We start from the raw sequence: 14,740 nt of genomic DNA, 5'->3' as shown, positions 1-14,740 counted from the left end.
AACTGCCAACTGCCAACTGAACAGTTCCTACATGCCGCCAAGCGCTATCATCCAATCGCTGAGTTCCTGGACCTTCTGGGCCTGGGTGATTGCGACGGCCCATGTGGCGTTGCAGGTGGCGCTCGCGTGGCGGGTGATCATGCAGCGGCGGCCGACGGGCGAGTCGCTCGCGTGGGTGATGGTGATTTTCGGCTTTCCGATCGTCGGACCGCTCGCTTATCTCACGATCGGCGAGCTGCGGCTGGGACGCCGGCGAGCGAAGCGGTTCGTCGAACTTTATCCGCCGATTCGCAAGTGGCTTGCCGAGTTGCCGCAGCGTAGTCTCGTCGATTGGTCGCGGCTCTCGCCCGAGTTCGAATCGCTCTCGCAGTTGGGGCAGTCGCTCATTGGCGTGCCGTCGCTGCGCGGCAACCAGGTCGAGTTGATCAACGATTGGCAGCATGTCTTTGCGCGGTTGATCGCCGATATCGACGCGGCCCAGCGGACATGCCATCTGGAGTTCTACATTTGGAGCAACGGCGGCGAGGCTGATAAGGTCGGCAACGCGCTCGTCGAGGCGGCGAGTCGCGGGGTCGTCTGCCGGGTGCTCGTCGATGCGCTCGGCAGTCGCGCGTTCCTCAAAAGCGAGCAAGCGGCGCGACTGCGGCAAGCGGGCGTCCATGTGCAGGCGGCCCTGCCGGGCGGATTGCTGCGGGCGCCGTTCGTGCGGTTCGACTTGCGGCTCCACCGGAAGATCGTCGCGATCGATGGCCGCGTCGCTTATACCGGCAGTTTGAACTTGGTCGATCCGCGGTTCTTCAAAAAGGACGCCGGCGTCGGCGAATGGGTTGATGCGATGGTCCGCATCGAAGGTCCGGCGGTCGAGGCGCTGGCGATCACCTTCTTGGCCGATTGGTTCGTCGAAACGAATTCCGATCTGACCGAACTGCAAGCGACCGGCGACGCCCACCCGCAGCCAAGTCGCGGCGACTGCACCGTGCAGGTGATGCCGTCGGGCCCGGCCCTGGCGACCGACGCCGTCGAGCAGATGTTGATCACCGCGATCTACGCCGCCCGCGAAGAACTGGTGCTGACGACGCCCTATTTCGTGCCGAGCGAACCACTGAGCCTCGCACTGATTGCGGCGGCCCGGCGCGGGGTGAAGGTGATTCTGGTGATCCCGGCTCGCGTCGATTCGCTGCTGGTACGATTTGCGAGCGGGGCATTCAAGGGCGATATGCTGCGGGCTGGCGTGCGGATCATGCTGTTCAGCGATGGCTTGCTCCATACGAAGAGCATCACGGTCGACGGCTCGTATTCGCTGTTCGGGTCGGTGAATCTCGACCCGCGGAGTATGCGGCTGAATTTCGAGATTTTGCTCGCATTGTACGACCCGGAGTTCACCGGCGAGCTGCGAGAATTGCAGCAGCACTACATCGACCGCTCGCACATGATGGATCTCGCCCGCTATCAGCGGCGGCCGCAGCTGCGGCGGATTGGCGAGAATTTCGCGAGATTGCTGAGCCCGCTGCTGTAGCGGGCGGCGGGGCGACCCGCAAAATTCGCCAATTGCGGGCGTGGGCGCGGTCCGGTCATTTCGCCCCGGGCACAAAAACTGCATGATGGGGAGCCCCGGCGACGATGTCGCCGATAAGCCCGAACAGAGAACGCCCGCCCCCCGTTGATTGCTATGCAGACTCGCCGCCAGGCGCTGTTGACCGGACTCTCCCTGCTGCCCGCGGTTGCCCTGAGCGGCCGCGCGCTGGCGGCCGCACGTCCACGTCCGATTGAAGGCCAGATTCGCACCGCGAGCGGACGGCGGATCGGTTATGCCGAATTCGGCGACCCGGCGGGCATCCCTGTCTTCTACTTCCACGGAACGCCGGGCGCCCGGATCGAGGCGGGGCTGATCGCCGACGAAGCGACGGCAGCCGGCGTCCGATTGATGGCGCTCGAGCGGCCGGGGATCGGGCTTTCCGACTACCAATCGGGCCGGCGGATTCTTGATTGGCCGAGCGATGTCGCCTGCGTGGCCGATGCGCTTGGCTACGCAGGGACGAACTTTGGCGTGCTCGCGCTCTCGGGCGGAGCTCCCTACGCGCTGAGTTGCATTCGCTGCATGCCGGAGCGGCTCACTCAGATTGCGATCGTCTCGGGCCATACGCCGCTGTGCGTCGCCGGCGCCCCGGCTGGGAGCGAGGACCGCACGATCGCGTGGGTCGGTCGGCGGCCGCGGCTCGCGCGGTTGGCGTTCAAGATCGAAGCGAATCGGTTGCGGAAGCATCCTGATCGAACCCTTGAGCAAATCGCGTCGCACTGGGCGGCGTCGGATCGTGAACTCATTTTGTGTAACGCCGAGTATCGCGCGGCCACCATCGAAACGCTCAGTCAGGCGACGCGGTGCGGACCGGACGGGATTGTCACGGACGTGACGCTACTCGGCGGGCCGTGGGGTTTTAGCCTCGACTCGCTGCCGGCGTCTTCGATTTCGTTCTGGCATGGCGGGTGCGACCCGATCGCGCCGCCTGCGATGGGCCACTACTTCCAGCGGCACGTCGCCGGGAGCGAACTGACGATCGATCCTCGGGCCGGGCACCTCACGATGCTCAAGTGGCACGCAGCGGCGATCCTCAGCCGCTTCACAACGACGTAGCCCCGAGTAGTCGCCAGCAGTAGCCGCGGCTCAACGAGTCGCCGGAGCGGTTACCGCTGGACGCCGTGCGTCTTTCTGTCGTCGATTAATGTCGCGTGATGCGATTTTTGGCGACATTAATCGTAAGGTGCTGCAGTTTTTCGAGTTGCGAGATGTCGTGTCACGCCACGACGCGCCATTCGCGTCGCTTTATGCGCTGGTTGCAGCATTCGCGTGCTCGAAGCGCAGCGTCGTCTGTCGCCCGCGCCGAGCATGCTAGCGCGCAGCGGCGGCCAGACCGTTGCAGCTTAGCAAAAGAGGATGAGGTGGTGGAGTAACGATTTTCGGCCACCCCTCTGGAGAGTGGCAAGTTGCGAGTTGTCGAATTGGCCAACGGCCTATTACAGCGCAGCCTAGGCTTTGGCCCAAAAGTGTATTTCGAGCGAGTTGCGTCTTTTTCTCCCGGAGGGAGATTCGACAATAGCCCAGCAATTTATTGCTGGGTCATGATTCCGCCACCGGGACCGATGTCCCGTAGGGACAATTGAATTCCGGAGTCACTCAGTCGTCCCTACGGGACTTCATCATGCGCCGGCTTCTTTACCCAGCAATAAATTGCTGGGCTATTGTCGGTCGTCCCGCTGGGACGGTGATGCGGGTGCGGTCAACGTAGCGATTCGCGCGATGGCGTCTTGCGGCGTGGCAGCCGACCCCCGGGCGGAGCCCGGGGCTAGAGGCTAGCGCGGGGAGATCGCGGTAGCGGGGACGATGGCGCCCACGTTCGATACTTCGGCGTCGGCTCTCACGATCAGCACGGTGTCGATCGCGACTTCTTCCGTCACGCGTCCCAGCGCTCTCCGCGTGGTGCGCGTGCGCGTCGACCGCAACCCTTGCAATGTTTGCGGTTCGCCAAACGAAGTTTCCAATTGCGTGTCGACGACGAATTCGTTGGTGCGCCCGACGGCTTTGCCGCTGCGGTCTGGAGTCATGCGATGCAACCGGAACGTGACGCGCACGCGGTTGTTCCCGAGCGAGTCGCCCTGGACTTGAACTTTGGTCACGGGGCCTTCGACTGCACTGTCTTCGGAACCGTAGGTCGACGTGGCGACTTGTCCGTTGACGGCGTTTAATTGAGGAGAAACGATCGAGCGGGCGGCGCCCTGCTTGCGAAGTTCCTCGATCTGAGCAGCGTTCCACACGCCGGGCGTCGACGATTTAAAGCCAGACTTCTCGGCGGCAGTGACGTCGATTTCCACCAAGTCGAGGTAGACGGTCATTCTTTGCGGTGTTTGCGTTTCGACGATGAGGCGATCGATTTCGTATTGCAAGCGGTCGCGTTCGGCGATGCGTTGTTGGAGCAGTTCGAGTTTTTGTTGCAGAGCGACGTCGACCGCCTGTGAGTTGGTCTCTGCGTGCGCCGCCGGCGAAGCTTGAAAGGTAGCCGGGATTCTTTGCGCTGTCTGAGCGTGCACAACAGGCGCAGCGAGGTAGACGGCGGCGAGGCAAGCGATATGGCGGCGCATGGCATATCTCCAGTCGTTGCAACGCGGCAGCGGCGGATGGGCGTGGAGGAAGAGACGCGGCGGGATGGTACGGGATCGCGGCGCGGGGGCTCAAGAGCGAAGTGCGCGTGCTGGCGCCTCGAAGTTGATGATGGCAGCCGTGGGTGCAGTTCAACCCCTCCCCAACCCTCCCCTCAAGGGGGAGGGAGCCAGAGCGTTTATAAAAAGGGTTTACGCTCCCAGCTACAACATTCCGCCCAGATGGGGGCTCGCGGGTGAGAGGCTTTCACTGCCCACTGAGTCACGAGTCACAAGCGCCGCTACTCATGCAGGTCCTCAGCATCATCCGAGAGATCGCCAATTGCCTTGAGGGCGAGCGCGATCACCAGGCCGATGAGGCAGATGATCCACGCGACGCCGACGCCGATGTGGAGGCGTTGGAAGGCGGTGGCGGCGGCGTGGTCGCCCATCGAGGCGAGCAGGCCGGCGACCCAGTAGAGGAGCGACTGCAGCATCGGCAGCGCGAGGGTCAGGCCGAGCAGCGTTTTGAGGGCGGTCCGTATCGTCATCGCTCGGGTACTTCGTTCCTTCTCCGCCTGGCGTCTGCTCTGCATCGCGTTCGCTGGGGGCTGCTTGCGGGACGCCGACTTTAGCCGATGCGACCGTCAGAATCGACCCCAGCCGCCCCATCTTCCGCCCAGGCGGGGGAGTGTCAAGGCAAGTTGGGCGGCGGGGGCGGCCGCAAAGTTTGACCCTCGCCCTGCCCTGGTCAAAATGGAAGCATGCACGTTCGCCAGCCAGTTTGCCGGTATGTTTCCCGATTCATCGCAGCTGTGGCGGCGGTGGCCATTTGCGGCGTCGCCGCAAATGGCCATGCCCAGAAGGTGCAGCTGATGGACGGCCGCGTGCTGAGCGGCGTCGTCGCGCGGACGACCGGGGTGGCTGACAATCCGGAGAAGCCGACGAGCCAGGCGGGCGCCGTCGCGACGAAGCAAATTTTGGTGGTCGACGACGGGCTGCGGCGGACGTTCGTGTGTGCTCACCGCGTCAACGAGAACGGCATCATCGACCAGGCGCCGGAGCAGTTGCTCGCGATCAAGCCTTGGCAGCATCCGGCCGAGGGGGCGTCGAAGCTCGGCGCCGTCGGGCCGGCGATCGCGATCACGCCGTTCGACGAATATGGCCGGCGAATCTACGAGATGCAGTCGATCGACGGGCCGTTGTCGATCGTGCAAGGAATCACCGAACTAACGCCGCGTTACGCGAAGTTGGCGTCGCTGCATGGGCCCGAGCGATCGGTGGCGTGGGAGTCGAGCATGGCGACTTCTTCGATTCCGCCCGAGACGCTCGCGCGGATCATCGCCCAGGCGATTCCGCAGAACGATTGGCAAGCGCGGCTGCAGGCGGTGCGCTTCTATCAGCAAGCGGGTCGCTTTCCGGAAGCACGTCGGGAGCTTGAGCGGATCATCGAGGAGTTTCCTGAGAAGAAAGATTTGCAGTCGATGGTCGGCGAGCTGCGGCAAAGCGGCGCGCGGCAGATGCTGACCGAGCTTGAGCTGCGGCGCAAGGCGGGACAGCACAAGTTGGTCGGCGAGATGTTGGAGATCTTTCCCGCGGAGGAAGTTTCGGGCGCTACGCTCATTCAAGTCCGCGAGATGATGACCAGCTACGAGCAGGAGCAGCGGCGGATTAAGCAGATCGGCGAACTGCTGCAAGCAACCGTGGCGGAGATGAAGGATCCCGACCAGCGCGGGCTGATGGCGCCGATTGCCGAGGAGGTCGTCAAGGAGCTGAGCCACAACACGGTCGACCGGATGGCGCCGTTCGTGCAGCTGCTCGACGACAATTCACTGACGGCCGAGGAGAAATCATCGCTGGCGATCAGCGGTTGGCTGTTGGGCGCCGAGGGGGCGAAGCAGGAAATTCAAACGGCGCTCGCGCTGATCAAGCTGCGCGACGGCGTCGTGCGGTACTTGCGCGAGCCGAAGGCAGCCGATCGCGGGCCGATTTTGCAGAACATTGAAAGCACCGAAGGTTCGTCGGTCGACCAGTTGGCGAAGCTCGTCGCACGGATGAAGCCGCCGTGGCACGACGTCGAGTACGCGAAGAATGCGTCGGGGGCGTTTCTGACGCTGCTGGCCCCGGGGCAGACGGAGGATGGCGACTTTACCTACCACGTGCAGTTGCCGCCGGAGTACGACCCCTATCGCCGCTACCCGACGCTGCTGGTGTTGAACGGTTCGTACAACACGCCGGAGCAAGAACTCGACTTTTGGGCGGGGAGTCCGCTGCCGGTCGAGGGGAGCGCCGAGGGAGTGCGGCGCGGTCAGGCGATGCGGCATGGGTACATCACGATCGCGGTCGAGTGGCAGAAGCCGCACCAGTACGACTATGAGTATTCGGGCCGCGAGCATCTGGCCGTGCTAACGTCGCTGCGCGATGCGATGCGGCGGTTCAGCATTGATACCGATCGCGTCTATCTCACGGGCCACGACATCGGCGGCGAAGCGGCGTGGGACATGGGGCAGTCGCATCCGGACATGTGGGCGGGGGCGATTCCGATCATTCCGCGTTACGAGAATGACCAGAAATACATCGCCCACACGTGGGAGAATGCGGAATACATTCCGCTGTACTTCGTTGCCGGACAGTTGGATGGGCGAACGATCGCCGAGAACGCGCAGGTTTGGAACAAGTATCTGCGGCTGAAGCGGTTCGACACGACGCTCGCCGAGTACCAGGGGCGCGGGCACGAGCCGTTCCACGACGAAATCCTCAACATGTTCGATTGGATGAGCTTCAAGAAGCGCGGCGGGCCGCCGGCGAAGTTCGACTGCGGCGCCCTACGGCCGTGGGACAACTTCTTTTGGTGGATTGAGGTCGATGAGCTGGAGAACCAGTTCATGATCTACCCGACCGATTGGTCGGGCGGTCGCGTGACGCCGGCGCACATCAAGGGGCGGATCACGCCGGACAATGAATACAATCGCCTCACCGCCGACGCGCGTGGGTATGGCGTGACGTTGTGGCTGAGCCCCGACTACGTCGACTTCAACAAGCCAATGCGGCTGACGCTGAACAACCGGAAGTTGCCCGACCCCGAAGGGGGGATCAAGCCGAGTGCGTCGGTGCTGCTGGAGGATGTGCGGACGCGGGCTGATCGGCAGCGGCCGTTTTGGGCGAAGATGGTTGTGCCGAGGTAGGTGGCGCGACGCTCTTTTTTCTAGCCCCGGGCTCCGCCCGGAGGTGGGATAGCGTAACGTGCGGCGATGCCTAGCGGAATGGTTACCGACCCCCGGGCGGAGCCCGGGGCTAGGGAAGCGGCGACACGCTTCAACGCAAAAAGCTCCCTGGGAATGCCAGGGAGCTTTTTTGGTTTGCGTTGAGCCGTGCAATTCGCAGTTAGCGAACTTGGGCGCCTTCGCCGCTGCTCGCTTCGCCAAGCTTGGCGACGGCGCCTTGCTTGGTGAGCGTGGCGCCGACGACGAACCAGCCGTCGTCGAGCGAGCGGACGACGATGCCGGCCGGGCTGAAGTAGCGGCGGACCATTTCGAACGGCGGCAATTGGCGGCCGTCGATCTTTTGCTTCCGCAGAGCGCCGACTTCCTCGTCTTCCGGCGAGGTGAGGAGGCGGTTCAGCAGGCGGCCGAGCAGCGTTTCCGATTCGGGCATTTTGCCTTGGCGGAGGAGTTCATAGGTCGGGCGGTAGGCTTCGTCGGTGCGGCGGAAGCAGCGAACGGCCACGGCGCCGGGGAGAAGCTGATTGAGCGAGGCTTCAACTTCGCGGAAATCAGTCGCATCGGCGAGCTTGTCGCCGGCGGCCTTGGCGGCCAGCATCTTTTCGAGGAACGACAGGTGCGAGGCGACCAGCAGATGGCCGTCGGTGACGCAGACGGCCGAGGTGCTCATGGCGCCTGGCTTCAGGCTGCCGTCTTCGACGACGTCGATTTCTTCGCCGGCTGGTTCAAGGTCGATCTCCAGCTCCGGAATCTCTTCCTGAGCGGGTTTGATCTCCCAGACGACTTTGCCTTGGAATTCCTTTTGCTGAGCGTTCGGATCGGCTTTCATGAACTTCTCGACCGTCGCGGCGACGGCCGCTTCGTCCTTCAGTTCGACCATGAACATGAACCGTTCGCTCTTCGTGGTGATCGGTAGTTCGTAGTCGGTGAAGAGCGAGACGCGCTGACCGAGGTGAGCGACGAAGTCTTTGTCGACGACCACCTGCGGGCCGTACGGATCTTTCTCAAGGCCTTCGATCACGTCTTTGAACGCGTCTTCGTAGCCGGCGATCGCGTCGAAGAGCGAGCCGAAGTACAAGTAGGCGTTTTGCATGTCCATGTTGAACGTGCGGTAGCTGGCGAGCGACCGCGGAATCCATGGCTCGGGGGGCATCTTCTCGGCGTTGGGGAACTGCATGATCCGCATCGCGAGCTTGTACTTCGTGGGGTCGGTGGTCACCGCGGGGGCGTAGACCGAGGTGCGGTGGAGAACTTCGAACGAACCGTAGGCGGCGAGATTGACGAACCCGCCCATGCCTTGGATGGCGTCGAAGCCTTGGTTCTCGAGGATGTTGACGTAGTCCTTGCCCTGCTTGGCGAGTTCTTCGCCAGGGGCTAGCGAGCGGCTCGCTTTCGCGTAGCCGAAGGGCTCGATGTACCAACGGAGTTCGGGGACGAGATTGTCCGCCTCGGCGGCGCAGCGCCCCATCGTGGTCGTGTACGGTTTGACGCTGGCGAGCGACTGGCCTTTGCCGCCGAAGCGTCCGATCATCGCCTCGGCCTCGGCACGGCTGTCAGTGGCGCAGAGCAGATCTTGGTTGATAAAGAAGACCGCCTCACGGGCGATGTCCTTGTCGTGTTGCGGGGGGATGGCGTAGACGGCCATCTTCACGCCGCCGACGGTGACGTCGGAACGCTTTGCCTTGCGGCGGGCCAGTTCTTGGTCGATCTTGCCGAGCAGCGTTTGGGCAGCCGGGGCGTTGCCCGTCACGTCGACCGTGATGGCCACGGCGGCGCGAGTTGATTCCTGAGCGACCAAACCTAGGCCGATTTCACCGGTGGCGACGTCGCGGAGATCCTCGACAGTCATCGCCAGCTTGGTGCGGGTGTCGGAGAGTTTGCGTTCAATCTGCCGCTTCATATCGGTGACGAACGGCTGCATTGCCTCGTCTTTGACGAGGTGGCCCATCTGGGTTTTGTTCCAGTTGGCCTCAAGCTGCTTGGCGTTGGCGACAGAGGCGAAGCCTTTGGTCGCTGACGACATGATGGTGTCGCTGGGGACCGCCGCCGTTGCCAGCGACGGGAGTAGACATGTGAGCGCGAGGGCCAGCAGGCTGCCAATCGGGAGGAGTTTCGCCAAGGTCTCGTTCCTGCAATCAGGGCCGCAAACGGGCGGCCGGGAGAAATAAAGGGATCCGTGCGCCGGGACGATAGCCGGTATGCAGCGTCAAAACAATGGATATCTTCGCTGTTTCGCGCGGAGGAGCCTGAAATTCCTGCAATTGACGGGCCAGTGGGGCCGTACTCGCGGGGGTTTGGCGAGGTCGCGCAGAATAGGGTGAGTGGCTGCCGGTTAGTTAAGACTGGACAGGATCACAGGATGGGTAGGAGATCGACAGGATTGGTTTTTAATATCAAACGACAGCGTCATTCTGAGCGGAGCGAAGTATCTGAAAGCTCGTTTGAGCTACTGGATCCCTCGCTCCGCTCGGGATGACAGACGCTACGCTTAACTGAAGCTCGCTCTCGCCAGATCATGTTGATCTGAGCAATCCTGTTATCCTGTCCGAATGCAAGCGAGTTCGCCCGCTCACGCGAAGAGCTCTTCGACGACTTGGCCCTTGCCGTCTTCGGTGGCGTAGAAGGGGCGCTTCTCGATGGTGAACTCGGTCTTCGGCGAGACGCCCATCGCGTGGAAGATGGTGGCGTGGAGGTCGGTGACGGAGACGGGGTTCTTGATCGCGAGGCAAGGACGCTCGGCGGCCGTTTCGCCGTAGAGGAAGCCCTTCTTGAAACCGCCGCCGAAGAGCAGGCAGCTGCTGCCGCCGGTGAAATGGCGGTGGAGGCCGTAGTGGGCCGGCTGTTCGAGTGTGTCGCTCTTGGCCCGCGATTGGTCCTTCGCGGTGCTGCCGGGGACGCCTTCGATCATCATGTCGCGGCTGAACTCGCTAGCAACGATGACGAGCGTGCGGTCGAGCATGCCGCGCTCTTCGAGATCGAGAATCAGCTGGGCGATGGGGCGGTCGATCGACTCCTTCATCTTTACGAGTCGCGAGTGACCTTCCTCGTGCGTGTCCCAGCCTTCGAAGGGAACGTACTCGGTGGTCACTTCGACGAATCGCGTGCCGGCTTCGACGAGCCGGCGTGCTAGCAAGCAGCCGAGGCCGAAGCGGCCGTTGTTGTACAGGTCGTAGCTGCGTTTCGGTTCGTCGGAGAGATCGAACGCGACGCGGTCGGGCGAACTGAGCAGGCGATGGGCGTTTTCCATGGCGCGGATCATCGACTCTTGTTGATGATCGCTGCCATGCTTGCCGAGGGCGCCGCGGAGGGCGAGTTCGCGAAAGTGTTTGTAGCGGGCTTCGAAGCGGTCGGGCGTCATTCCCTTCGGTGGGCGGACGGCGCCGACGGCGTCTTGCGGATACGGGAGTAGGAAGGGGCCGTATTCGCCGCCGAAGAAGCCGGCGGTGTGGAAGGCCTTCAGTTCTTCTTTCTCGCCGACGCCCTCGAGCCGCTGACCAACGTCGACGAACGCCGGCATTACCGGGTTGCGGGCGCCGAGGACGCGGGCCATCCAACTGCCGATGTGCGGGGCGGCGACCGTTTGCGGCGGGACGTAGCCGGTGTGCCAGTGGTACTGATGGCGGCTATGGAGAATGTGGCCGAGGTCGGGCTGCACGTGCGAGCGAATGAGCGTGCCGCGGTCCATCACCTTGGCGATGTTCTCGAGGCCGGCGGTGATCTTGATGTTGTCGACCGCCGTGTCGATCGCCGGGAACGTGCTAAGGACGCGTTCGACCGGCAGGCCTTTTTCGAACGGCAGGTACGCCTTGGGGTCGAAGGTGTCGGGCGCCGCCATGCCGCCGGCCATCCAGAGCAGGATGCAGGCGTCGGCCTTGGGGATCGGCTGGACGAGTTGTTCGCCGGCGCTGCCGAGGGCGAGCCGCGGCGCCGACATCCCCATCGTGGCGATGGCGGCGGCGGAGGTGGCTTGGAGGAAGCTGCGGCGATCGAGTTGTTTTTGATTCATAGCGAAATGGAAATCGTTTAACGAACCAATTGGAATTCGGGGAGCATGACGATGCACCACAGCACGTCGGCCAGGGTGTCGGGCGTCGGCGATTCGCCGGCGGTTTCGACCAGCAACTGCAATTCTTCGTCGGTCGGCTCGCGAGACAATGCGGCGCGAACGAGCGCGCGGCTGATTTCGGCCGCCGAAAGGTTGGCATAGGTAGCCGCCAGTTTCTGGCCACTGGCAGCAAGCAGATCGGAGAGGGGCTCGCCGTTGCTCAGTTCGAGGGCTTCGAGGGTCGTCACTTCGCCGGGGCGGGTGGTGACGACTTGCTCGCGGTTGGGGCGGCCGAGGGTCCGCATCAGCGGCGTCGATTGAATGAGCGAGGCGCGAACGAAGGGCCGCTCCCCTGCCCCGCTGACTTGTTTGACGGCTTCGACGAAGATCGCGTCATTCTCAGACTTTTCCGGCGCTACTCCGCCGACCTCGGCGAGGGCGTCGACGAATTGCTCGGCGGTCATCCGCTTGGGCGCCGGGCCGGCGAAGATGTAATCTTCCACCGGGGCCGACTCGTCCCACGGAGCACTCTTGAGGCCATAGACCTGCGACGTGGCAATCAGTTCCAACGTTTTCTTTAGGTCGTAGCCCGAGTCGGAAAGTTGGATCGCGAGCTGATCAAGCAGATCCTCGTTCCACGGGCGGGCGCCCATCGAGTCGACAGGATGGACGATGCCGCGACCCATCAGGCGGTGCCAGAGACGGTTGACGATCGTGCGCGTCAACCGGCCGTTGTCGGGGGCGGTCATCAGTCCGGCGAGCTGTTCGAGCCGCTTCTCCCGCGGGGCCGTGCCGTCGATGGCGCCAAGTTCCGGGAAGAGGAAGTAAGCCTTCGCCATCTCGCCGGTTGGCTTGTCGCAGCGGTGGATTTCCAGTTGCTCATTGCTGGTGATCGCCGCGAGGCCGTAGGAATCGGTGAGCTTCCAGTTGTCGACGAAGCTGTCGTGGCAAGAAGCGCACTTCAAGTTGACGCCGAGGAAGACCTGGCCGACGTTTTGGGCGAACTGCAGTTCCGGCCGCTGGCTGGCGTTTACCTGGCCGCGCCAGATGATGCCCTTGGCAAAACCTTCCGACTCTTTCGTGGGGGAGATGAGTTCGCGGACGAAGTCGTCGTAGGGTTTGTTGTCGAGCAGGGCGTTGTAGAGCCAGCCGGTGATTTGCGAACGTCCGCCGTCGATGTAGCCGGTGCCGGCGTAATCGTTGCGGAGCAAATCGTTCCAGAAGGTGAGCCAGTGATCGGCGTAGGCAACGTCGTCGTCGAGGAGCTGGCGGACGAGGATGGCTCGCTTGTCGGGCGATTTGTCGGCGACGAAGGCGTCGACCGCTTCGGCGCTGGGGAGCAGGCCGACGAGATCGAGGCTGACGCGGCGATAAAATTCGGCGTCGCTGAGGGGCGCCGGCACGTGCAGACCGTGTTCCTGCCAGTAGGCGTAAATGATGCGATCGAGCGGATTCTCGACGCCGGCAACCGAAGACGGCAGCTCAGGCCGCCGCGGCTTGAGCGGGGCGTCGTAGGTCTCGGTTTTGAACGTGAAGCCTGCTTCCCAAGGAAGCTCGGCGTCGATCCAACGACGCAGAACCGTGACTTCCTCCGCGGTGAGCCGTTCGCCCTTGGGGGGCATTTGCATTTTGGGGTCGTCGCTGGTGACCAGGTCGATTAAGTAGCTCGCCGAGCTGTCGCCGGCTTCGACCATGCCGGAGTCGAGCAGCGACTCGCGGGTGTCGAGCGACATGCCCCCTTTATACGTGCCGTTGGTATGGCAGCTGGCGCAATGCTTTTGCAGCAGCGGGATCACCTCGTGGGCGAAGTCGACGTCAGCGCCATACGCGAGCGCGCCGAACGATGATCCGCCGGCGAGCAGCGCTGTGAGCAGGGAGAAGAAGCGAAGCCGAAGAAACGTCATGGATCGGAGGCCGCCATGGGGATTGGACGTGCGTGTTCAATCCATCCTAGTAGAAAAGCGGGGCGCGACCAACCGTACGACGGCGTCAGGAGGCAGCGAAATGCCCGTGATTTGAGACGCGCAGCGAGAAAGACTTTTTTGCTGAATTCGGCGGATTTCTTCCGCTTTTTTCGTCGGCGCCGAGTGGACTAAAGCCGCGTCGGAATACGCAATTTCGTAACGTCGCTTCGTGCTTTCGCTTAAGCTGCCGAATGCGAAGCCCTGCCGGCCGCCGCGTTCGGTTCGGCTCCTGCTATTTCGGCCACTCGCCGTTGACGATTGGCGCGACAGCAAGCTTTGCCGGATCGACGACGACATGCTTGATCCGCTCGCGGTTCCAGGTGTAGCTGATGTGAACCTTGCCGTCGGCGGTTTGGATGACCGCCGGGTAAGAAAAGTGTCGCGTCGCGTCGTCTTCAAGCACGAGCGCGGCGGACCACCGCTTGCCGTCCTCCGAGACCGCGACGTTGAGCGGCGTGCGGCCCGCGTCGCCTTTCACCGAGTTGTGGTTGTAGACGAGCAGTTGCCGACCGTCCGCAAGCGTGACGGCGTCGGTGCCGGAGTTGGGGTTCGGCAGGCCGGTGGCTTCCATGGGGTTCCACGTTTTGCCGTTGTCGTCGGACCAGGTGGTAAAGACGCCATCTTCTTTCGTGCGGCCGACGGCTTGGAGTCGGCCGTCTTGATGAAACAAGATGCTTGGTTGGATCGCAGCGAACTCTTCGCCGTCGTTCACAGGCTCGGTAGCGGTCCACGTTTGGCCCCCGTCGGTGGAGCGTTCGAAGTGGACGCGCCAGCCATCGTGCTCGCTGCTGGTGGGAGCGAGGAGGTCGCCGCTGGCGAGTTGCACCGGTTTGTTCTTGATGGGGCCGAAGATGCCGTCGGGGAGCCGCTCGGGCTTCGACCAAGTGCGGCCATCGTCGGTCGAGGTCATCCGCATCCCCCACCACGTCGAGGGGCTGGGGCCAGCTTTGTAGTAGAGGCAGAGCGGCCCCGACTTCGGTTGGAAGAGGACGGGGTTCCATGTGGGATAGCGGACCTCGGCGGATTCGACGCCGTTGGCAACTTCGACGGGCGCCGACCACCTGCCGTCTTTGAAGCGCGACGTGTAAATCGCGACGTCGGGATGGCGTTCGTAGGTGCCCCCGAACCACGCGGCGAGCAGTCCGTCGCCCGTTTCGACGAGCGTCGAGGCGTGGCAGGAGGGGAACGGGGCCGATTCGTAGATGAATTCGGAACTGACGAAGCCGGGCTGTTTGGCGAGATCGGCGGCGCGAAGTTGCTCAGCAACGCCAAGCGAAAGGAGCGCCGAAAGTAGCCAGCCGATGGAGCGCGATGGCAGCATGAGGGGAATTCCGCGGCGAGGGTGGGCTGACGGCGAAACTGAGGGACAGCATAGCGGA

The 14,740-nt window shown here is 63.3% G+C and carries 9 protein-coding genes; 3 read left to right on the top strand and 6 right to left on the bottom strand.

Annotated elements, in window-relative coordinates:
- The first annotated feature begins 31 nt into the window (after positions 1-31).
- On the top strand, positions 32-1,516 hold the full coding sequence (gene cls, locus PLANPX_RS18860; RefSeq protein ID WP_152100230.1) for a cardiolipin synthase: 1,485 nt from the start codon (positions 32-34) through the stop codon (positions 1,514-1,516).
- Between the two features lie 153 nt (positions 1,517-1,669).
- Entirely contained in the window at positions 1,670-2,632 is a 963-nt protein-coding gene (locus PLANPX_RS18855) for an alpha/beta fold hydrolase (protein ID WP_152100229.1), read from the top strand.
- A 716-nt stretch (positions 2,633-3,348) separates the two neighbouring features.
- On the opposite strand, the gene PLANPX_RS18850 is transcribed toward PLANPX_RS18855, so the two are convergent.
- The gene (locus PLANPX_RS18850) at positions 3,349-4,134 is read right to left on the bottom strand and encodes a hypothetical protein (protein ID WP_152100228.1); all 786 of its coding nucleotides are present in this window, start codon (positions 4,132-4,134) and stop codon (positions 3,349-3,351) included.
- Between the two features lie 299 nt (positions 4,135-4,433).
- A complete protein-coding gene (locus PLANPX_RS18845) occupies positions 4,434-4,682 on the bottom strand; it encodes a hypothetical protein (protein ID WP_152100227.1) in 249 nt (82 codons plus the stop codon).
- A gap of 213 nt (positions 4,683-4,895) precedes the next feature.
- Here PLANPX_RS18845 and PLANPX_RS18840 point away from each other — a divergent pair, with 213 nt between their 5' ends.
- Positions 4,896-7,316 carry a peptidase gene (locus tag PLANPX_RS18840; RefSeq protein ID WP_152100226.1) on the top strand — a complete coding sequence of 807 codons (2,421 nt, stop codon included), beginning with the start codon at positions 4,896-4,898 and terminating at the stop codon, positions 7,314-7,316.
- Positions 7,317-7,515: 199 nt separating this feature from the next.
- On the opposite strand, the gene PLANPX_RS18835 is transcribed toward PLANPX_RS18840, so the two are convergent.
- From PLANPX_RS18835 to PLANPX_RS18820, 4 genes are all read right to left on the bottom strand, one after another.
- On the bottom strand, positions 7,516-9,471 hold the full coding sequence (locus PLANPX_RS18835; protein ID WP_152100225.1) for a hypothetical protein: 1,956 nt from the start codon (positions 9,469-9,471) through the stop codon (positions 7,516-7,518).
- 450 nt (positions 9,472-9,921) lie between these two features.
- Positions 9,922-11,358, bottom strand: coding sequence for a DUF1501 domain-containing protein (locus PLANPX_RS18830; RefSeq protein ID WP_152100224.1), 1,437 nt, complete (start codon positions 11,356-11,358; stop codon positions 9,922-9,924).
- Between the two features lie 17 nt (positions 11,359-11,375).
- On the bottom strand, positions 11,376-13,301 hold the full coding sequence (locus tag PLANPX_RS18825; RefSeq protein WP_152100223.1) for a PSD1 and planctomycete cytochrome C domain-containing protein: 1,926 nt from the start codon (positions 13,299-13,301) through the stop codon (positions 11,376-11,378).
- Positions 13,302-13,593: 292 nt separating this feature from the next.
- Positions 13,594-14,682: a sialidase family protein gene (locus PLANPX_RS18820; protein ID WP_152100222.1), complete on the bottom strand. Its 1,089-nt coding sequence runs from the start codon at positions 14,680-14,682 to the stop codon at positions 13,594-13,596.
- Positions 14,683-14,740: the final 58 nt, after the last annotated feature.

This window comes from Lacipirellula parvula (genome assembly GCF_009177095.1).
Lineage (GTDB): Bacteria > Planctomycetota > Planctomycetia > Pirellulales > Lacipirellulaceae > Lacipirellula > Lacipirellula parvula.
The sequence above is the reverse complement of the archived record's forward strand: the minus strand, read 5'-3'. Positions and strand labels throughout refer to the sequence as shown.

What these genes read in the sequence shown, in the direction of transcription:
- cls (WP_152100230.1), top strand. Translation starts at nt 32, where the DNA reads ATGCCGCCAAGCGCTATCATCCAATCGCTGAGTTCCTGGACCTTCTGG.
- PLANPX_RS18855 (WP_152100229.1), top strand. Translation starts at nt 1,670, where the DNA reads ATGCAGACTCGCCGCCAGGCGCTGTTGACCGGACTCTCCCTGCTGCCC.
- PLANPX_RS18850 (WP_152100228.1), bottom strand. Translation starts at nt 4,134, where the DNA reads ATGCGCCGCCATATCGCTTGCCTCGCCGCCGTCTACCTCGCTGCGCCT.
- PLANPX_RS18845 (WP_152100227.1), bottom strand. Translation starts at nt 4,682, where the DNA reads ATGACGATACGGACCGCCCTCAAAACGCTGCTCGGCCTGACCCTCGCG.
- PLANPX_RS18840 (WP_152100226.1), top strand. Translation starts at nt 4,896, where the DNA reads ATGCACGTTCGCCAGCCAGTTTGCCGGTATGTTTCCCGATTCATCGCA.
- PLANPX_RS18830 (WP_152100224.1), bottom strand. Translation starts at nt 11,358, where the DNA reads ATGAATCAAAAACAACTCGATCGCCGCAGCTTCCTCCAAGCCACCTCC.
- PLANPX_RS18825 (WP_152100223.1), bottom strand. Translation starts at nt 13,301, where the DNA reads ATGACGTTTCTTCGGCTTCGCTTCTTCTCCCTGCTCACAGCGCTGCTC.
- PLANPX_RS18820 (WP_152100222.1), bottom strand. Translation starts at nt 14,682, where the DNA reads ATGCTGCCATCGCGCTCCATCGGCTGGCTACTTTCGGCGCTCCTTTCG.